The sequence below is a fragment of the Leclercia sp. GLN_9 genome (assembly GCF_043105735.1).
Taxonomy (GTDB): domain Bacteria; phylum Pseudomonadota; class Gammaproteobacteria; order Enterobacterales; family Enterobacteriaceae; genus Enterobacter; species Enterobacter adecarboxylatus.
Genome location: NZ_JBICLV010000026.1, coordinates 96,582 through 116,835, shown reverse-complemented (window position 1 = coordinate 116,835; position 20,254 = coordinate 96,582). Strand labels below are relative to the sequence as shown.

The 20,254-nt window shown below is 46.4% G+C and carries 14 protein-coding genes and 1 pseudogene; all 15 read left to right on the top strand.

What is annotated here, in order from left to right; genetic code table 11:
* The first annotated feature begins 217 nt into the window (after positions 1-217).
* The 15 genes and pseudogenes from radC (at position 218) to ACF8PE_RS17260 (ending at position 20,151) form a co-directional block, all read left to right on the top strand.
* Positions 218-688 carry a DNA repair protein RadC gene (gene radC, locus ACF8PE_RS17330; RefSeq protein WP_155166289.1) on the top strand — a complete coding sequence of 157 codons (471 nt, stop codon included), beginning with the start codon at positions 218-220 and terminating at the stop codon, positions 686-688.
* 31 nt (positions 689-719) lie between these two features.
* A pseudogene (locus ACF8PE_RS17325) lies at positions 720-1,051 on the top strand (type IV toxin-antitoxin system YeeU family antitoxin).
* A 536-nt stretch (positions 1,052-1,587) separates the two neighbouring features.
* Positions 1,588-3,150, top strand: coding sequence for a 4-hydroxyphenylacetate 3-monooxygenase, oxygenase component (hpaB, locus tag ACF8PE_RS17320; protein ID WP_392495114.1), 1,563 nt, complete (start codon positions 1,588-1,590; stop codon positions 3,148-3,150).
* 17 nt (positions 3,151-3,167) lie between these two features.
* Positions 3,168-3,680, top strand: a complete 513-nt coding sequence (locus tag ACF8PE_RS17315; RefSeq protein WP_155166287.1) for a 4-hydroxyphenylacetate 3-monooxygenase reductase subunit — start codon at positions 3,168-3,170, stop codon at positions 3,678-3,680.
* A 488-nt stretch (positions 3,681-4,168) separates the two neighbouring features.
* On the top strand, positions 4,169-4,543 hold the full coding sequence (locus tag ACF8PE_RS17310; protein WP_032616361.1) for a hypothetical protein: 375 nt from the start codon (positions 4,169-4,171) through the stop codon (positions 4,541-4,543).
* Positions 4,544-4,560: 17 nt separating this feature from the next.
* Entirely contained in the window at positions 4,561-6,324 is a 1,764-nt protein-coding gene (locus tag ACF8PE_RS17305) for a polysaccharide biosynthesis/export family protein (protein WP_392495113.1), read from the top strand.
* A 54-nt stretch (positions 6,325-6,378) separates the two neighbouring features.
* Entirely contained in the window at positions 6,379-7,179 is an 801-nt protein-coding gene (locus tag ACF8PE_RS17300; protein WP_119312300.1) for an ABC transporter permease, read from the top strand.
* 11 nt (positions 7,180-7,190) lie between these two features.
* Positions 7,191-7,841 (top strand): ABC transporter ATP-binding protein, encoded by a 651-nt coding sequence (locus ACF8PE_RS17295; protein WP_032616358.1) that lies wholly within the window; start codon positions 7,191-7,193, stop codon positions 7,839-7,841.
* 14 nt (positions 7,842-7,855) lie between these two features.
* A complete protein-coding gene (locus ACF8PE_RS17290; RefSeq protein WP_119312299.1) occupies positions 7,856-9,058 on the top strand; it encodes a sugar transporter in 1,203 nt (400 codons plus the stop codon).
* Between the two features lie 332 nt (positions 9,059-9,390).
* Positions 9,391-12,921, top strand: a complete 3,531-nt coding sequence (locus ACF8PE_RS17285) for a glycosyltransferase (protein ID WP_185949904.1) — start codon at positions 9,391-9,393, stop codon at positions 12,919-12,921.
* 427 nt (positions 12,922-13,348) lie between these two features.
* Entirely contained in the window at positions 13,349-14,434 is a 1,086-nt protein-coding gene (locus ACF8PE_RS17280; RefSeq protein WP_032175048.1) for a DUF563 domain-containing protein, read from the top strand.
* Between the two features lie 458 nt (positions 14,435-14,892).
* Entirely contained in the window at positions 14,893-16,059 is a 1,167-nt protein-coding gene (locus tag ACF8PE_RS17275) for a nucleotide sugar dehydrogenase (RefSeq protein WP_032175050.1), read from the top strand.
* 88 nt (positions 16,060-16,147) lie between these two features.
* Positions 16,148-17,056, top strand: coding sequence for a glycosyltransferase family 2 protein (locus ACF8PE_RS17270; protein ID WP_204231276.1), 909 nt, complete (start codon positions 16,148-16,150; stop codon positions 17,054-17,056).
* Positions 17,057-17,125: 69 nt separating this feature from the next.
* On the top strand, positions 17,126-19,138 hold the full coding sequence (locus ACF8PE_RS17265; protein ID WP_392495112.1) for a glycosyltransferase: 2,013 nt from the start codon (positions 17,126-17,128) through the stop codon (positions 19,136-19,138).
* Positions 19,126-20,151, top strand: a complete 1,026-nt coding sequence (locus ACF8PE_RS17260) for a glycosyltransferase family 1 protein (protein WP_181545576.1) — start codon at positions 19,126-19,128, stop codon at positions 20,149-20,151. Before ACF8PE_RS17265 ends, ACF8PE_RS17260 begins: the two co-directional genes overlap by 13 nt.
* Positions 20,152-20,254: the final 103 nt, after the last annotated feature.

Genomic DNA, 20,254 nt, shown 5'->3' with positions numbered 1-20,254 from the left:
TTGCAGTGATGCAGCGAACCTGGGCTTACGCGTCTGCACCTACCAAAGCCTGTTAAATAAGTAGATCGTTGATCTGTCTGGCCAATATGCACGCTGGGATGCAGCTTTTCAGAGCCTTATTGACGAAAAGCGCTACGACCACATTTCATGATTCTTTCTTCCCTTATACAGGCCGCTGTTGCACGCAACAGCGGCTTTTTTAATTAAAGGAGCTGCTATGTCTCAACTGAATTTCGTATCGAATCTGCCAATCAATGAACAACGCCTTATCCATCGCGCGCTGCGTCTGCTGGAGAAATACCGGCGCCAACCGGGGCAGTCATTTACTTCCGCCAGCATGACTAAAGCCTGGCTGCAATTAAAAATGGTCAGCCAGGAGCGGGAAGTTTTTATCGTGATGTATCTCGATAACCGGCATTGCTTGCTGGAGCAGGAAACGCTTTTTGCGGGCACACTCAGCCATACCGAAGTGCATCCCCGAGAAGTCGTTAAAGCAGCCCTGCGCCATAATGCGGCGGCAGTTATTCTGGCGCACAATCATCCTTCGGGAACGACCGACATCAGCCCGGCTGACCGGCATATCACTCAGCGGTTAGTGAAGGCGCTTGCTCTGGTGGATGTACGGGTACTGGATCACATCGTCGTGGGGAGTGACGTTGTGTCTTTTGCCGAACAAGGCTGGTTATAAGCATACCAATGTATAAATGGTGGGGGTGATTATGTCGTTTTCTATCTTTGAGGAATGGGGGCTGCAAAGTGCTCCCATCCCGCACTTTGGGGTAAGGCTGGCTCAGGCAGGAAACCGGCTGCATTACCTGGCTGACAGGGCTGGTTTAATGGGAAGTTGTAACCCGGAGCAACTTCAAAAACTTGACCAGACTTTTCCGCTGTTCATAGAAAAGCTGGAAGCGTGCTGTTTTCCGGTGAGTTAAATCCACGCCAACAGCATCAGGTGGCGATTCATTTGCCCGGGCTGACCTGCATAGCGGATACTCAAGCCAGTTACGGCTACGTTTATATCGCTATTTATCCTCAGCCTTCAGACTATTGAGGCAGAAATGATTCTTACTGATGCGGTGTATTGCATGACTGAACGCTAAGAACAGGTTGGCAATGATTTCAATGGATTCACCAGGCAGGAACAAGCTCTGTTAATGGCGCTCGCCGATGTCCTCAGTGCCACGCGAGCGAGTGGATTAATAACTAGTTAAATATTTCAAGCCCCTTCTCTGACTTTTACCTCAGCGTCTTTCTCTCTTTTTCTTCCTTGCCTATCGCGCCTGCCACTTCTGGGAGCTTTTTTGTAGTGTTTAACTAAAACGGAACTACCACCGCAGCGACATAATCCTTCCCTTAGCCTCCTGGCCGCGAATGTCTCTTCGTGCTAACCATCTCTCAAAGGAATAAATGATAAAAATTCAGACCAGTGTCTCCGGCATAACCCACCTCGTTCACAAAACCCGCACCCGCCTGAAAAGTACCCGCCGTTGACCCATTCGTACCTTCACAATCCGCCTCTCTCACGCTTCAATTAAACAACAAAAATAAAACATAAATTTAACAACCCCATTCCGATACGAGGTCCCTATGAAACCTGAAGATTTCCGCGCTAGCACCACCCGCCCGTTAACCGGAGAAGAGTATCTGAAGAGCCTGCAGGATGGCCGGGAGATCTACATCTACGGCGAGCGCGTGAAAGATGTGACCACCCATCCGGCGTTTCGCAATGCGGCGGCCTCGGTCGCGCAACTGTACGACGCGCTGCACAAGCCGGACATGCAGGATGCCCTGTGCTGGAACACCGATACCAGCAACGGCGGCTACACCCATAAGTTCTTCCGCGTGGCGAAAAGTGCCAATGACCTGCGTCAGCAGCGCGATGCCATCGCCGAGTGGTCACGTCTGAGCTATGGCTGGATGGGGCGCACCCCGGATTACAAAGCAGCCTTTGGCTGTGCACTGGGTGCCAACCCGACTTTTTATGGTCAGTTCGAGCAGAACGCCCGCAACTGGTACACCCGCATTCAGGAGAGCGGCCTCTACTTCAACCACGCCATTGTCAACCCGCCGATCGACCGCCATAAACCGGCCGATGAGGTGAAAGACGTCTACATCAAGCTGGAAAAAGAGACCGACGCCGGGATCATCGTCAGCGGCGCAAAAGTGGTCGCCACCAACTCGGAGCTGACCCACTACAACATGATCGGCTTTGGTTCGGCGCAGGTGATGGGCGATAACCCGGACTTCGCCCTGATGTTTGTCGCCCCGATGGATGCCGAAGGGGTGAAGCTGATCTCCCGCGCCTCCTATGAACTGGTGGCAGGCGCGACCGGCTCACCTTACGACTACCCGCTCACCAGCCGCTTCGACGAGAACGATGCCATCCTGGTGATGGATAATGTGCTCATCCCGTGGGAGAACGTCCTTATTTACCGCGATTTCGACCGCTGCCGTCGCTGGACCATGGAAGGCGGTTTCGCCCGCATGTATCCGCTACAGGCGTGCGTGCGTCTGGCGGTGAAGCTCGACTTCATCACTGCCCTGCTCAAGAAATCGCTGGAATGTACCGGCACCGCTGAGTTCCGCGGGGTGCAAGCCGACCTCGGGGAAGTGGTGGCCTGGCGCAATATGTTCTGGGCGCTGAGCGATTCGATGTGTTCGGAAGCGACGCCATGGGTAAATGGCGCGTACCTGCCGGACCACGCGGCGCTACAGACCTACCGTGTGATGGCCCCGATGGTCTACGCGAAGATCAAAAACATCATCGAGCGCAACGTCACCAGCGGCCTGATCTACCTGCCGTCCAGCGCCCGGGATCTGAACAACCCGCAGATCGACAAATACCTGGCGAAATACGTGCGCGGCTCCAACGGCATGGATCATGTGGAACGCATCAAGATCCTGAAACTGATGTGGGATGCCATCGGCAGCGAGTTCGGCGGCCGCCACGAGCTGTATGAGATTAACTACTCCGGTAGCCAGGACGAAATCCGCCTGCAGTGCCTGCGCCAGGCGCAGACCTCCGGCAACATGGACAAGATGATGGCGATGGTTGACCGCTGCCTGTCTGAGTACGACCAGAACGGCTGGACGGTTCCACACCTGCATAACAACACCGATATCAACCTGCTGGACAAGCTGCTGAAATAACGCAGCGGGAGGTCAAAATGCAACCTGATGAACAACGCCTGCGTTTTCGCGACGCGATGGCCAGCCTCTCTGCGGCGGTCAATGTGATCACTACCGACGGCGACGCCGGACGCTGCGGTATTACCGCCACCGCGGTCTGCTCGGTAACCGATACCCCACCGTCGGTGATGGTATGCCTGAACGCCAACAGCGCTATGAACCCGGTTTTTCAGGGCAACGGCAAGCTGTGTATCAACGTGCTCAATCACGAGCAGGAGTTAATGGCGCGCCATTTTGCCGGAATGACCGGCATGGCCATGGAAGAGCGGTTTACCCTTTCTTGCTGGCAAAAAGGCCTGTTGGCTCAGCCGGTGTTAAAAGAGGCGCTGGCCAGCCTGGAAGGTGAGATAAGCCAGGTGCAGACCATCGGCACCCATCTGGTCTACCTGGTGGCGATCAAATATATTCACCTGAGCCAGGAGGGGCACGGGCTGATTTACTTTAAGCGCAGATTTCATCCGGTGTTAATTGAACAAGAAACAACCGTTTAATGCCCTTCGCCAGCCGGAATATCGGCTGGCGCTTATTATTCCTCCCCCTCATTTAAATACGAAACAATTACCATCAGAAACTACTCTTCAATATAAGTATTTGGTCAACCCACCAAAATTAATAGCCTTTCGGAATTTTCCCCTTTTTTCGGGCACTTTTCTTAAATTTGAAATGACACAAACTTCAAAGTTAGGTAATCTGCGGCACACAAAAAAACACTTCTATGAATAATAAAAATAAACTTATTTGTTTACTGAATTGTTTTTTTATGGCTACCCTTAAAGCAAATTGAGCGCTTTTTAACCGGAATGGTCATTTTCCGTGCGGTAGCCTACCCTTTTTTTGGTAGCCCTTGCTCTACTTCTGCGTTTTTTGCTTTTCCTGCACTTGCATGACATCTCAACTGTTTTTCTTATTAAAAACAGCTGATCACCGTCGACATCTTACATCGCATTCCAGTTACTAAATTGTTGGAAAATATTGATCTATGAAGAACGCAACTCGCTTTCTGGTGATTTCGCTCGCCCTCATGCTGAGTGGCTGTGCATATTCTCCGAAGCAGGTTGAAGCCTCCCGACCGCTTGTCAATCCGGCTGCTTCTACCACACTCCAGACCATGTCAGCCAACCTGCAACAACCACTGAACACCCTGCCGCAGGGCGCTGCACTTAGCGCCAATGGCAATACCTATATCCTGGGCCAACGTTATGTCTCTGCCCTGGGTCTGGAATGCATTGAACTGCTGCGTAACCGTAACTACAACCAATCGCAGCATGGCGTGACCTGCAAGAGCGGTGACACCTGGTACCTGGTGCCGCAACTGGAACAGGCATCCGCCAGCAATCTGCTTGCCGTGCAATAATTTAGAAGAGAAAAGTTGTGAAGATAACGAAACTTCGGCAATTGAGTGCCATTCTGTTGCTGGCCTGTGCTTCTTGCGCTGCCTTTGCTGCACCTTCTAAAGAAGATGCCCAGGCATTTGGGATGAACGCTCCCGCAGATACCGGTGATGGCCGACTGCAGCTCGGCGGTGAACAAGCGATGAGCGGCCAGGCGAACACCTCCTCCACCACAGGGACCTTTGCACAGCAAAACCGCCAGGGCATGCTCCTGCCGGGCGAGTCCGATGTACGTAAATTACTGCCACAGTCCGAGTCCGGCCTGCCCCCACCTTACGGCGCTAACCTGTTTGCCGGTGGCTATGAAACCGAGCGCAGCGACGGCTTAAATGATAATTATCTGATCGCTCCCGGCGACAAGCTGAATATTTGGATCTGGGGCGCTGTCAATTTTTCCAACGTGGTCACGGTTGACAACCAGGGAAATATTTTTATCCCTGATGTCGGACCAATTAACGTAATAAATGTGGCGGCAAGTAAAGTCAATAACTTAGTGACCAGCCACATCAGCGAAGTATTTACCAACAACGTTAATGTTTACGTAAATTTACTTACCGCGACTCCGGTCAGCGTATTTGTCACTGGCCCGGTGATCCGTCCAGGGCAATATGCCGGACAATCTTCCGATAGCGTTTTATATTTTCTGAAACGCGCAGGCGGCATCGACTCCGATCGCGGCAGCTACCGTCATATTAAAGTTTTACGTCAGAACCGGGTTATTCAGCAGATCGACCTGTACGAGTTTATGCAGCAGGGCAAAATGCCGAAGCTGTCGCTGAAGGATCAGGATGTGATCCTGGTGGAACCGCAGGGGCCGATGATCAACGTGGCCGGTAAAGTGCGTAACCCGTTCCGCTTCGAGTTGAAAAACAGCACCGCGCTCGGCTCTGAGCTGATCGATTACGCCCTGCCGCTCGCCAAGGTGAGCCACGTGGGCGTGATTGGGGATCGTTCCAGCGGCCCATTCTCGGTCTATATGCCGTATAAGGATTTTGACCGCATTCAGCTGAGCGACGGCGACAAAGTGCTGTTTAACGACGATATGCATGCTCAGGTTTACGACGTGCAGGTGATGGGCAGCTACCGTGGCCCGTCTTACTTCACCGTGCGTAAAGAGACCCGTCTGCACGATCTGCTGAACCATATTCCGATTGACCCGAACATGGCAGATTACGGCTCGATCTACATCATGCGTAAGAGCGTGGCCGCGCGGCAGAAAGAGATGCTGGAAGACTCCCTCAACCGCCTGGAGCGCAGCGTGTTCACCGCGCCAGCCAGTTCCGACGGTGAGGCCTCTATTCGCACCAAAGAGGCCGAACTGGTGATGCGCTTCGTGGAAAAAGCCCGCAAGGTCCAGCCGCTGGGTAAAGTGGTGGTGTCAGATAAAGGCGTGATTGCCAACATCCTGCTGGAACAGGGCGACCAGATTGTGATCCCGAACAAGACCGACCTGATTCAGGTGGGTGGCGAAGTGATGATGCCGCAGGCGGTGGTCTTCAACAAAAGCGCCAGTCTGGAAGACTATGTGGCCTGGGCTGGTGGCTTTACCGACCGTGCGAACGACAAGCGTATTGCGGTGGTCCATGCCAACGGGCTGATGGAGTTTAAAGACGGTGGTGATGTGATGCCGGGCGATCAGATTTTGGTCATGCCGAAAGTGGACAGCAAAATGATGCAGTCCATCAAAGACATTACCCAGGTCATCTATCAGGTTGCCGTGGCGGCCAACGTGGTCCTGAATTAACCCTCAAAACGGGCTTGCTGAAAAGCTGGCCCGTTCTGTTATATCGGCCTTCTCATGCTTAAACCTGTTCTCAATCAAACGCCCCGCAGCTCGTTCCAGGTGCTGCGCGATGTAACGTTTGGCCTGCTTATCCGTGAACTGAAAACACGATTTGGGAGTTACCGACTGGGGTATGCCTGGGCGCTGCTGGATCCGTTGTTGATGATTAGCCTGTTTAGCGCCATTTTTGGGATGCGTAGCCAGAGCGGTTTCGGTGGCGTGCCTGTACAGGTATTCATAACTGCAGGCTATTTGCCATTCATGTTTTTTAATAAAGTGGTTAGCCAGTTAAAATCAGCAGTTAACGCCAATATGGGATTGTTCTGCTATCGGCAAGTTACACCTTTTGCAACCTTCGTCGCCCGTTTTATTCTCGAATCCATCATAGGACTGGTGGTCGGTGTCATATTAGTATTGGGGTTAATGTGGTTTGGTTTTGATGCTATACCTAACGATCCGTTAGAAGTTGTGCTTATCTACTCTTTATTAATGATCTTTTCATTCTCGTTAGGCATCGTTTTTTGTGTGCTGGGAAGTTTATTCAAAGAAGCAGATAAATTCCTTAGCCTAATGATGATGCCATTGATGTTTATCTCTTGCGTCATGTATCCCCTGGCAACGGTACCATCGCAGTTTCAACATTGGTTCTTATGGAACCCACTGGTACATGCTATTGAGTTGATTCGCTCAGGATGGATTGCGGGCTATACCAGCCCGAATGTCAGTTGGGTGTATTTGTCTAGTGTCACATTGGTGCTGCTGACATTCGCGATGAGTTGTTATCGTCTGAGCCATCGTCGTCTTATTGCCAGCTAAAGCGAATAAAAATGATCCTTTTAGACAACGTTTCTAAGTATTACCCCACCAAGTTCGGTCGTAATTATGTGCTAAGAGATGTGAACATTACTCTTCCGCGTGATCGCAATATTGGTATCTTGGGTGCCAACGGCGCGGGTAAATCGACTCTGTTACGCCTGTTAGGTGGAATGGATACTCCCAGTAAAGGGAAAGTTACTCGCCACTGTCGCGTTTCATGGCCCCTTGCTCTTGGTGGTGGATTTCAGGGAAGCATGACAGGACGGGAAAATACACGTTTTGTCTGTCGAATTCATGGGGTTCGCGATACCCGAGCGACTGAGGAATGGGTGAAAGAATTCTCAGAAATCGGCCAGCATTTCGAATTACCTATTAAAGCCTACTCCAGCGGGATGAAATCAAAATTCTCTTTTGCTGTCAGTATGGCATTTGATTTTGATATCTATCTGACCGATGAAATTATGTCAGTAGGTGATGCCCGCTTTAAACAGAAATGTATTGATACTTTTAATCTTAAGCGCGAGACCGCTAGCCTGATTATGGTTTCGCACGACATGAAGAACTTACGTCAACAGTGCGATATGGGAATTTTGCTGCGTAACAGCACGCTTGAGATATTTGACAATATCGATGACGCCATCCGTATTTATCAGAACTTATAACAAGCCAAAAAATCATGACTCAGCCAATCCGCCTTAACAAATCTTCTGGTTTGATGCGCAAGCTGCACAAATTAAAAACCAAACCAAAACATTTTATTATAGATTCCAGCGGTTACAAACTTGCCCACCGCTCATGGAAAAAAAGTCTCAAACTCGGCAGTTTTCAGTGGGTAGTGGCTTGCTTTGCTATCGCTGTTATCTATTTCGGATTCATTGCCTCCGATCGCTATGTGAGTCGGGCAGAGTTAGTGGTCAAGCAAGCAGACCAGATTAAAATGCTGCCCGATGCTCTTTCCATGCTGGGACTAGGTGGAAATAATCATCAGGATGTGCTGCTCATTCAAGACTATCTCAAGTCTGCTGATTTGCTTAACAAGCTGGATAAAGAACTGGGGCTGAAAGCCCATTACCAGAGCCATAAAGTAGATTACTTCTCTCGCCTGCCTGACAGTGTCAGTCGCGAGGAATTTCTAAAGTATTATCGGGAACACCTCACATTACGCATGGATGACATCTCCGGTGTGCTGACGATTGAATTGCAGGCGTTTGATCCTGCCTATGGTCAGAAAGTGGTAGGAGTGATGTTGAAAGAGTCTGAAGGCTTTATTAATAAACTGGGACACCAGGTCGCGCTCGAACAACTGGCCTTTGTCGAAAAAGAAGTTGATCACGCCTACCAGCGATTACAGGCCGAAAAAGCCAAAGTGCTGGAGTTTCAAAATACCCATCACCTTATTAGTCCAGAATCGACCAGCACGGCTCGTATGGGTGTCGTAAGCCAGATTGAAGGGCAGCTGGCCCAGCAACAGGCACAATTAAAACAACTGCAAAGCTACATGAAAGCTACCGCACCTGCTGTTGTTTCTGTTCAAGCCCGAGTTGATGCTTTGACCGAGCAACTGGCGCAGGAACAATCCAGACTTACCGGCGCGGATAAAAATTCGATGAACGAAGTGACCGCCAGCTATATGGATGTACAAACTCAGGCCACACTCGCGGCAGACCTTTACAAAACTGGCCTGATCAGCCTGGAACAAGCCAGAATTGAGGCGTATCGCAAACTTAAGCATCTGCTAATTATTAGTCAGCCGACACTTGCAGAAGATGCTGAGTATCCACGACGTTTATATAATCTTGCTACCGTGGGCGTTTTACTATGTCTTATATACGGGTTAATCGTAATGGGCTTAGCTACTTTAAGAGAACATCAGGATTAACAAGACAGTTAGTCAAAAATTTTAGATTAGGTATATTTCAATATTTAATTTCTTACGTGCAATGATAATAAATAAATTGAATTATAGAATCAATCCGATGAAATTTATTTTCTATTGCATTTAATGAAATCAACCAAATCTCGTTTCTCATCAGCATTTGCAATTTAGTTTAAGGAAAAATGGAATGACATCCTAAAGCTCACCTCTTAAATAAACACAGCGAATTATGTGTTTTGTTTGTTTATTTATCATCTCTTAAAAGTTTATTCTACACACAATAATGTCTAATGATTCATCTAACGGCATTACTATTTTTAGCATTGAGGCAAAATATGATAACCGTTGATTTCTTTAAAAAATTGAAATATAAAAAGAACAAAAAAAACAAATCAGTATTAAGCCCCACCGAAATAATAAATCTGACAACAGTAAAAGAAAATCATTTAGTAAATCTTTCTTATGAACAACTGTATGCCCTCATTAAACAATCAGGGTTATTTGACACTGAGTTTTACGAAAGGAAATATAAAGATGTCTCTCAGAGGAAATTAGATCCAATTCGTCATTATATTCGCCATGGGTATAAGGAAGGCCGTTGGCCAAATGAATTTTTTGACCCGATTTTTTATAAAAAAGTCTATAATATCGAAGATGGTATAATTCCACTAATCCATTATATTCAAACACCTCAAGCAATACTAAACCGTACCTCAGAGACCTTTGATGGCTCGTATTATTATTTTTTACATGATGATGTAAGGAAGGCAGGCATTAATCCTTTATATCATTATTTAAAATATGGTAAGAATGAAAAAAGAGCTATAGAAAAAAAAGTTAAAGAAACCACAAAAAATTCTTTAATTAATATTCCTTCAAAACTATCAAAGTTAAACATCACTATTATAGTACCGGTTTATAATGCAATAAATGAAGTGATGGATTGTCTAGATAGTGTTATTCAAAATACCCAACTAGGTAAAAACATCAAGCTTTTAGTAATTAATGATGCTAGTCCGGATAAAACCGTACAGAAAACGCTTGATATATACAAAAGCATACACGGTGTAAAAATAATACATAACAAGAATAATATTGGATATACCAACAATGTTAATTATGGAATTTCATTATGCGGAAACGATGATATTGTGCTCCTTAATAGCGATACGGTTGTATCCAGAAATTGGTTAAGACAATTATCAATTGCTGCATATCAGAATGATGATATAGGAACTGTAACGGCCGTATCTAACGGAGCAGGTGCATTTTCCGTTCCAAAATCTGGTTGGAATGATTTGCCAGAGCATCTTTCAATTAAACAAATTGCTCGCATAGTATCATCGTCTGTAGATTCAACATTTGTAACAACACCAACAGGAAATGGTTTCTGTATTTTTATTAAGCGAGCTTTGATTGATGATATAGGAGTATTTGATAAACAAAAATTCCCTCGTGGTTATGGTGAGGAAAATGATTTCTGCATGAGAGCAGTATCTAATGGATGGGTAAATATTGTTGATCTCAAGACCTATATTTACCACAAACGCTCAGCCTCATTTAAAGGAGAAAAACAAAATCTTATTGAACAAGGTATCTCGCAAGTAAAAAATGATCATCCTTATTACTCTGGGGCAATAAAAGCTATAGGTAAATCTTCGGCATTCACAAAAGCACGCAATATCATTGAAAATAGATTAAATAGAACATCTCAAAATGAAGATATTGTTAAGCCAAAGATTTTATTTGTGATATCAACCCGAACTGGTGGTACACCTAAAACAAACTATGATTTAATGCGCTCATTGAGAGACATTTATGATTGCTATGTGCTTGCATCTAATTCAAAATTAATTGAGATTATGCGAGCAGATGAAAAAGATTATAAAGTAATTGAAAAATACCACCTTAGCGAACCAGTTACTTTTTCGACCCACCGCTCTTTTGAATATGAACAAATTGTCCGAAGTATTATTTATAAATACAGCATCGATCTTTTACATATTAGGCATATTGCATGGCACAGTCTTAAACTGCCACAGATAGCAAAAGAGATGAACGTACCAGTAATAAATTCATTTCACGATTTTTATGCCATTTGCCCATCTGTAAACCTCGTGAATGAACATGGGGAACTCTTTATTGATGGTTTAGATCATGGAATCAACAATCCCTTGTGGAAAGATGAAACTGTAAGTCCTATGACACCATCTATGCTGCAGGCTTGGAAAGAGAGAATGTCAGATGCATTATTGCATTGTGACCATTTTATTACTACGTGTGATAGTGCAAAAGAAATCATTCTCAAAAATTTGCCAAATATAAAAAACTCTTCTTTTACAGTTATACCTCATGGTCGTGACTTTAGTACGTTTCTTGCCCCTAAAGATAAGTATCCTCAAAATAGTATTAACGTCCTCATTCCTGGAAATATAACACTCACGAAAGGAAAACATTTAATCCAAAAAATAAAAGAACTTGATAAAAACGATCAAATTAATTTTCATGTGCTGGGGACATGTGATAAGGATTTAATGGACATTGTTACTTATCATGGTAAATATAATAGAAATGACTTTGGGGATAAAGTTAAATTAATTAATCCCGATATTTCTGCTGTTTTTTCAATATGGCCTGAAACCTATTGCCATACACTAACCGAAAGTTGGGCATCAGGTTTACCTGTAATTGGACTTTCTTACGGTGCCGTTGAAAAACGGATTAAACAACATGGTGCTGGTTGGTTAGTGCAAAATGATGCTGAAAAGTGCTACAAGAGACTGATATCATTATGTAACAACCCTAAAGAAATCAAAGAAAAAAATGACCTGGTAACGAAATGGCAATCTGGTTACGGCTCAAATAATACCGTTAGCAGAATGACGGAAAAATATATTTTAATCTACCAAAATGCATTGAAGGTAAATTTACCCAAGAAACGAACGCTTGGTATTGTTATGAAGGGATACTTCCCTAATGTTCCTCCAACAGCGTACGTACGTCTGATAGATTGGAAACATGATTTTGCAGCTCAAACAAACTTGAATGTAGAGTTTATCTCTTGGCAGGATTTATTAACAGATACAGTTAATCACTTAAATCATGTAATAATACAAAGAGATGCAATACCAAGTGAAGCTGTAAACTGGTGTCTTGAGTCTTTAAAAAATAATAACATCAACTATGATTATGAAATAGATGATGATTTATTAAACGTACCAGAATCTATTGACATCGATGAAACTTATAAAAAATACAAGCCTTATTTTAAAAAGCTTTTACAAAATGCTAAATGTGTGCATGTAACTAATAAATATTTAGCCGAAGTTGTATCCAAATACAATACTAATGTTATTATAAGACCAAACAAAATATTCCCCCACAGATGGAATATTCAAGTACCAACTGATGAAAGAATTGATCTAAATAATAACAAACACAAGAAAATTATTTATTTTGGTTCAAGAACACATCAGGTGGATTTGGACTTTATTGTGTCAGTAGTTAACATGGTAAATATTAAAGAAAAATTGGTGCATTTATATGTTGTCGGTTGTGGAGAATTTTCAGAAAACGAAAATATAACACGACTCACACCGCCAAGTTCTCGATATGATATTTTTGTAAACTGGATGCTTAAACTTAAACATAACTTTGATCTTGGCGTTGCACCTTTGATTGACCAAGAGTTTGCAGAAAAGAAAAGCCCATTAAAAGTTTTGGAATTAACAGCATTAGGCATACCTGTTGTATGTAGTAACATTACTCCTTACTCAGATGTGGAATCTATTGATGACTCTAAGTTATTTAAGGTCGATAATGATATTACTTGTTGGACTTCATGTATAAACAAGATCATACAATAGTATTATAGATGTCTGGTATTATAGATTAAAAATTCACTTCACCTCTGTTTATTAGAGCATAATCTGCAGACTCTAAGAGGTGAAGAAATTTGACTTAAACAAGACCTAACCTAAATATATAATTTTTTCTTTACAACCATTCAGAATGAATGCAAAGTGGGGCAGAGTAGTTTTTTATCAAACTTCCACTCATTGAGAACGATTTAAGTGTATAATCATTATAAAAAGATTTATGAGACCTTAAACTTATTTCCATAAATTGATACTGATAGGACTCCATAAGAACCTCTGACAGGATTTGCAACGTTGAAGTACATTTTACTTTATTAATGTATCTATAAACATAGTATTCATTGAGTCGTACATTTTCCTATTTAATTTCACATGTATTTCTACGTTATTTATTACCATTTTAAAAGGTTGTTTAATGATTAAAAGCATCGACTCCCAAGCCGGCATTGAAATGGTTCTTGCTGAAGAGATAGAGTGCAATCTGATCACTTTGCACAATAATAGTTTTACAAATAAAAAGCCAACAATATACAATGAGCATCTTATTCCTGAAAGAATACGAAGGGCGATGTCAACTGCATGGGACTCTACTGAGATATTAGGCAGAGACATTAGGATTATTGAGCTTCACAATGTTATTGTAGGAGAACAAGGTCTTGTTATAGATTCAAATTTCAGAGTAATCAAAGAGACTATAACGCAACACTCACCTACTGAAATTGAGGGATTTGTAAAAAGAGCAAAAGAAGCATCTGATATTGAGTATGTTAGAGGTAAGTTCTTAAATTTGAGAAAGAGAGGAGAACAAAACTACGGCCACTGGCTTATTGAGTGCCTTCCAAAAATTAATTATCTTAAAAAGCTTGAAGATGGTTTTGGGGTACTTGTCCCAAATGTCAGTAGCCAAATGAATCTCGTGATTGATACCTCTTTAAGATCATCTGGTGCCTCTCAGGACCTAATGATATTGAAAATGGGGAAAAATGAGATAAAACGTTTCGAGTCCCTCGTAATTATTGACGGTTTAACTCATCACGGAACCTATATGGCTCCGCAAGCAGTTGAGTTTAATAATAAATTACGAGATAGTGTTAATGGCGCTGGCTTAAAAAAAGTCCTTTTATTAAGAGATTCCAATAATAGACGTATCAGCAATATTGAGCATTTGACCTCAACTCTGAGAGAGTTCGGCTTTACAGCTGTTAACCCAGGAAAGCTTACCTTTAGTGAACAGATTTCAGTAATCAAAGACGCTGATTCGGTAATTGGGGTGATGGGCGCAGAAATGACAAACATAGTCTATGCTAATAATTGTGCTAATATTCTTAATATTGCGCCAGCATCTATGCCAGACACATTTTTCCACTTTCTTTCGGTACATAAAAACCACTCCTATAATGAATTTCGTTGTGAAACCCAGAGCCCTGATCAGGATAGAAATGGTTCAATGCAAGTTGATGTGGAAATGATTTGTGACATTGTCCGGGATTTAGCTTTTTAATATTTACAAGATGCTTTTTATGCTGGGTTATAGGTTATATTAATCAATGTCGTTTCAGGAAATATTAATACCGATAATTTATTTTCTATAACCCTCATTATTCACATTATAACTTTTGACATATCTACCTCTATTTAAATATATTAATTGGATGCTTGGCTTATAACTTTTATTACTATTATTGATTGCAAAACTCTTAATCAATTAACAAATGTGAGTGGTTTTTAAATACATGAAATTTTGATGGCATTATTTTCCAATTAAATGCCTTAGGCTTTTATGTTGTATGGATAAGCATATTTGGCATCAGCCAATATTTTACACCCTAATTATTCTTTAAAAACTTTCATAAATACACCCTTATAAATGAATCGCTACTTTGCTGGATAAACTACTAACAATCTAAATATTCCCATCATAGTAACTATATTGACAGCGATATCTGAATGAGTAATTCTATGCAAATAACTATAACTGGAACGGGTTATGTCGGCCTTTCAAATGCCGTATTACTATCTCAACATCATCAAGTGATTGCTCTTGATGTGGTTCCTGAAAAAATCGAACAAATTAACCAACGCCAATCCCCCATCGCAGATCAAGAGCTTGAAGACTACTTAGCCAACAAGCCTCTTAATCTTCGGGCTACGCTGGATAAAGTCGAAGCCTACCAGGATGCCGAGTTTGTCATTATCGCCACGCCGACCGATTACGATCCAAAGACTAACTACTTTAATACCAGCACCGTCGAAGCCGTTATTCGCGATGTGATGAGTATTAACCCGCAGGCAGTTATGGTCATCAAGTCCACCATTCCGGTGGGCTTTACCGAGCGCATGCGTCAGGAATTTGGTACGGATAATCTGATTTTCTCTCCCGAGTTCCTGCGTGAAGGCCGTGCGCTGTATGACAATCTTCATCCGTCACGTATCGTAGTGGGTGAGTGCAGCGAGCGGGCGCAGCGTTTTGCCGATCTGCTGAAAGAAGGTGCCATTAAACAGGATGTACAGGTGCTGTTAACCGGCAGTACCGAAGCCGAAGCCATAAAGCTGTTTGCTAATACTTATCTCGCTATGCGTGTTGCGTATTTCAACGAGTTGGACACCTACGCTCAGTCTCATGGGTTGGACAGCCGTCAGATTATCGAAGGTATCGGTCTGGATCCGCGTATTGGTACGCACTACAACAACCCTTCGTTTGGCTATGGCGGATACTGCCTGCCGAAAGATACCAAACAGCTGCTGGCGAACTATCAGGAAGTGCCGAACAACCTGATTCGCGCAATTGTCGATGCTAATACGACCCGTAAGGATTTTATTGCCGACAACGTGATCGCCCGTAAGCCTAAGGTTGTTGGGATCCACCGTCTGGTTATGAAAGCGGGTTCCGATAACTTCCGCTCCTCTGCCATTCAGGGCATTATGAAGCGGATAAAAGCCAAAGGGATCGAGGTCGTCGTCTTTGAGCCAACCATCAAAGAAAACACGTTCTTTAATTCCCGGGTTATTCGCGACCCTGAAGAATTTAAATCCATCAGCGATGTGATTCTCTGTAACCGAATGGCTCGTGAACTGACGGATGTGGCCGATAAGGTTTATACCCGCGATCTTTTTGGCTCAGATTGAAATGCACAAGTATAGAGGGGTTATTCCCCTCTTTATTCACAATGGACACGGGTAATATTGTCTCCCGTTATTTGACAGAGAATGCATTTTGAAATTATTTGTTGCCGCAATTATTAAAAACGAAATGGATGCCCTGCTTGAGTGGATTGCATACCACAGGGTTGTAGGGGTGAACGGATTTATTATTGCGGATAACGGCAGTAATGATGGTTCACGTGCGTTCCTTACCGGGCTGGAGAAACTCGGCATAGTAACTGTACTGGACTTTCCTGATGTCGAAGGCCAAAAGCCGCAACTTCCCGCTTACGAACGTATTTTACGCAGTTGCAGCGAAGACATCGACTTGCTGGCTTTTATTGATGCCGACGAGTTCTTAGTGCCACTTGATCCTGAGCAGAGCATTGCAACTCATCTCAACGAATGGTTTAGCGATCCCTCTGTCAGTGCAGTTGCCCTGAATTGGGCTAACTTCGGTTCAAACGGCGAACTGTTTGCCGAAGAGGGGCTAGTGACCGAGCGCTTTACCCAACGCGCCCCTCAACAATTTAATGCGAATAAGAATTTCAAAAGCATTCTCAGACCTAAGTGCGCAAATTACTTTAACAATCCTCATCATGCCGATCTGCGCTATGGCCGCTACATCGATGCACTGGGCAACGATCTGGTTTCCCACCCAAAACACGGCAACGGCGTTAGTGAAGAAGTGGTCTGGAACGGGGTGCGGGTTAACCACTATGTGGTCAAATCGCTGGAAGAATTTTTACTCGGTAAACACCTGCGCGGCAGTGCCGCCACGGCCAAGCGCGTAAAACACAAAGCCTATTTCAAAGCGCACGATCGCAATGACGAAACCTGCCTGCTGGCGGCCGCGCTGGCCCCTAAAGTCAAAGCAGAAATGGCAGCGTTGCAGGCGCAGCTGGATGCCTTGCCAGAAGAAGAGAGCCCCCAGAAGAGCGATTCCTGGCTGGCGACCCGCGTTAAAAAGTTAATCGGCTAAAAGACATTTTCCCCTTATTCGACAGGAGTCAGAAGTGGCCTTCCCCACTTCCGGGTAGTGAATCCTCTAATGCATAGCGATTATCACTGGCACCCTCTGGCGCTGCCAGACACCTCTTTAACCCGTGCGGGCTGGTTCCTGATCCAAGGCACCCTGCATGCCCGCCAGCCGCGGGGTGAAACCCGCCTGCGCTGGCAGTGCAGCGAAGGGATCTGGCATGAACAGGTTCTCCCCATTACCCGTCGCGGCACCCTACAGGAGCTGGTCTGGCTGCCGGTGGGTGCTTGCCAGGTGGGGCTGCTCGCCAGCAGCGAAGGGGCAGAGTGTGAGCTGAATATTACCCGCTTTGCGCAGGTGTCTGCGGGCAAGAGCCTCTGGCGTCGTTTACGCCGGGTGTGGCCTTTTTATCAGCGTCTGAATGCGCAAAAGCGCAAACGTCTGGGGCTGTCGTGGCATCTGTGGTTTACCGATTTACAGCAGGCTTACGACCTGGTGGGCAAGATCCGCGATGACAGGCCGCTGCACGCCTACGAACACTGGCTGGCGAATTTTGACATCGTCCAGCCCGGTGAGCGCAGGTTGATCGAGCGTCTGCTGACCCGCTGGGGCAACCTGCCCCGCGTCTGTCTGCATCTGGTGAACGGCGGCGATGAGGCGGCACGCCAGCGCACGCTGGCCAGTATCGCGGCGCTCTGTTATCCGACAACCCATATCACCGTGCTGGAACAGCCCCCTGCCGCAGGCAGGCCTGCGGGTGAATGGCAATGGGCCATTCCTGTGGGCGCTGAACTCGCCCCGGCTGCGTTAGTGTGGCTGGCACACCAGTTGCGCCAGACCCCGGAAGCAAAATGGATCTATGGCGATCACGATCTGCTGGATGAGAAAGGCAAGCGCCACTCGCCAGCCTTCAAGCCAGACTGGAACGAAACGCTGCTGCACAGTCAGAACTATATCGGCTGGTGCGGCCTCTGGCGGGAACAGGGTACCGCCGCTATCCCGCAGGATGGGGCTGACAGTTATCGCGGATGGTTGCAGCTGGCCCACCAGCTTGCACCGCAGGATATCGCCCACATCCCTGCCCTGTTGATGCATGTCCCGGACACGCTCCCGCAGCAGGATGGCTACGAAACGCTGGCAAGCCTGCTGCAGGACCTGCCCGTCGGGGTAACACTGGAGTCTGCTCCACATGGGATCTGCCGCTGGCGCTGGCCGCTTCCGGCAGAGCTGCCACGGGTGTCGGTGATTATTCCCACCCGCAATGGTCTGGCGCATCTCAGGCCGTGCATTGAAAGCCTGGTGCAGCACACCCGTTATCCGAATATCGAAATCATAGTGATGGATAACCAGAGCGACGATCCTGAGACACTGGCTTATTTTGCCCGTATTACCCGTGATTACGGGGTCCGGGTTATCGCCTGGGATCATCCGTTCAACTACTCCGCCATCAACAATGCCGGGGTGCGCGAGGCCACAGGCGAGCTTATCTGCCTGCTAAATAACGACACCGAGGTGATCAACCCTCTGTGGCTGGATGAGATGGTCTCGCACCTGCTGCGTCCGGGCGTGGGAATTGTCGGGGCGAGGCTCTTTTATGGCGATGGCCGGGTGCAGCATGCGGGCGACGCCGTCGGGCCGGGTGGGTGCGCCGATCACTTTCACAGTGGGCTGGCCGCCGATGAACCCGGTTACCAACGCAGGGCGGTGAGCGCTCAGGAGCTGTCGGCCGTGACGGCGGCCTGCCTGCTTACCCCTCGCCAGCTCTTTTTATCCCTGAACGGCTTAGATGAGGTCAATCTGCCGGTCGCCTTCAACGACGTGGATTATTGTCTGCGGGTGGGTGAGGCAGGCTGGCGGATCGTCTGGACCCCCTTTGCCGAGCTGTACCATCATGAGTCGGTCTCCCGCGGCAAAGATGTCACGCCAGAACAGCTGGCGCGTTCCCAGGGAGAACTGCGCTACATGAAAAAACGCTGGGCGCAGCGGCTCCAGCACGATCCCGCATACAATCCCAACCTGAGCTATGACCGTCCCGATTTCTCGTTAAGTCATACTCCTAATGTGGTGCTGCCATGGACGAACTGATCAGAAAGGCACTCTTTAAACCATATCTGAAGTTGAATAAGCAAAGCAGTGAGACGCAGCCGGACAGCTGGCCCGAGTGCCGTTCATTGTTGATCCTGCATGAGGGGAACTCACCGACGCTGGCCTATTTTGAAGCGGCGATCAGAAGCCGTTTTCCCGGCGCTGTCTGTCAGCTGGTGGATACCTTAACCACGTCGGCTATCGAAGTGGATAAAGGGGCCGCCATCGTGGTCATTCGTTTTATCTCCTCGCAGTGGCAACGCGAAATTGCGCGCAACATGGATGACCTCTCCCAGGTGGTCTATTTTATGGATGACGATCTGTTCGATCCATCAGCCCTAACGGCGTTACCTAAAGCCTACCGGACGAAAATCATCCGGCGCTCTGCGGCCCAGCACCGCTGGATCACCACCCATTGCGATAGCATCTGGGTCTCGACGCCCTATCTGGCCAATAAATATGCCCACCTTAACCCTGATGTGGTGCCTGCCCAGCCGACACCGCGTCTGCTGGCCGTAACCCGACCGGTCAAGATTGCCTATCACGGCTCCAGCTCGCACCAGGCAGAAAAGTACTGGCTGCGGGAAGTGGTCGAAGGCGTGTTGAACCAGTGCCCGCAAGCCAGCTTCGAAATTTTTGGCGAGCACGAAATTTATAAACTGTACCGCGACCTGCCGCGCGTGACGGTATTACACCCGATGAGCTGGCAGAACTATCTGGACTACACGCAACATCACCGGGTTGATATTGGCCTGGCCCCGTTACTGGAATCAGAATTTAATATGGCGCGCGGGCCGGTAAAATTTTATGATTTCGTGCGTATGGGCGCGGTGGGGGTCTACAGTAATTGCGCCCCGTACAGCGACTTTATCGAGCAAAATATCAATGGCGTACTGCTGAACAACGATCCGCAAAAGTGGATCGACACCTTATCGCTGCTGGTAAATTCCGGGCAAAAACGTCAAACGCTGGCGAATAATGCGAAGGAATACACGTACTCGTTAATGAGTTAAAACAGAACAGCACGGGAATACCGTATTCCCAACCTGCATCAGGCCTTGTTTCCTCATGTGCCTGCCGCTAAAACACAGCCTGAACGGATAGCAGAGGCTGTGT

Excerpts from the sequence above, each read along its gene's own strand:
- ACF8PE_RS17295 (WP_032616358.1), top strand. The coding sequence starts at position 7,191 with ATGATCCTTTTAGACAACGTTTCTAAGTATTACCCCACCAAGTTCGGT.
- ACF8PE_RS17290 (WP_119312299.1), top strand. The coding sequence starts at position 7,856 with ATGACTCAGCCAATCCGCCTTAACAAATCTTCTGGTTTGATGCGCAAG.
- ACF8PE_RS17300 (WP_119312300.1), top strand. The coding sequence starts at position 6,379 with ATGCTTAAACCTGTTCTCAATCAAACGCCCCGCAGCTCGTTCCAGGTG.
- ACF8PE_RS17265 (WP_392495112.1), top strand. The coding sequence starts at position 17,126 with ATGCATAGCGATTATCACTGGCACCCTCTGGCGCTGCCAGACACCTCT.
- ACF8PE_RS17280 (WP_032175048.1), top strand. The coding sequence starts at position 13,349 with ATGATTAAAAGCATCGACTCCCAAGCCGGCATTGAAATGGTTCTTGCT.
- ACF8PE_RS17260 (WP_181545576.1), top strand. The coding sequence starts at position 19,126 with ATGGACGAACTGATCAGAAAGGCACTCTTTAAACCATATCTGAAGTTG.
- hpaB (WP_392495114.1), top strand. The coding sequence starts at position 1,588 with ATGAAACCTGAAGATTTCCGCGCTAGCACCACCCGCCCGTTAACCGGA.
- ACF8PE_RS17285 (WP_185949904.1), top strand. The coding sequence starts at position 9,391 with ATGATAACCGTTGATTTCTTTAAAAAATTGAAATATAAAAAGAACAAA.
- ACF8PE_RS17275 (WP_032175050.1), top strand. The coding sequence starts at position 14,893 with ATGCAAATAACTATAACTGGAACGGGTTATGTCGGCCTTTCAAATGCC.
- radC (WP_155166289.1), top strand. The coding sequence starts at position 218 with ATGTCTCAACTGAATTTCGTATCGAATCTGCCAATCAATGAACAACGC.
- ACF8PE_RS17315 (WP_155166287.1), top strand. The coding sequence starts at position 3,168 with ATGCAACCTGATGAACAACGCCTGCGTTTTCGCGACGCGATGGCCAGC.
- ACF8PE_RS17310 (WP_032616361.1), top strand. The coding sequence starts at position 4,169 with ATGAAGAACGCAACTCGCTTTCTGGTGATTTCGCTCGCCCTCATGCTG.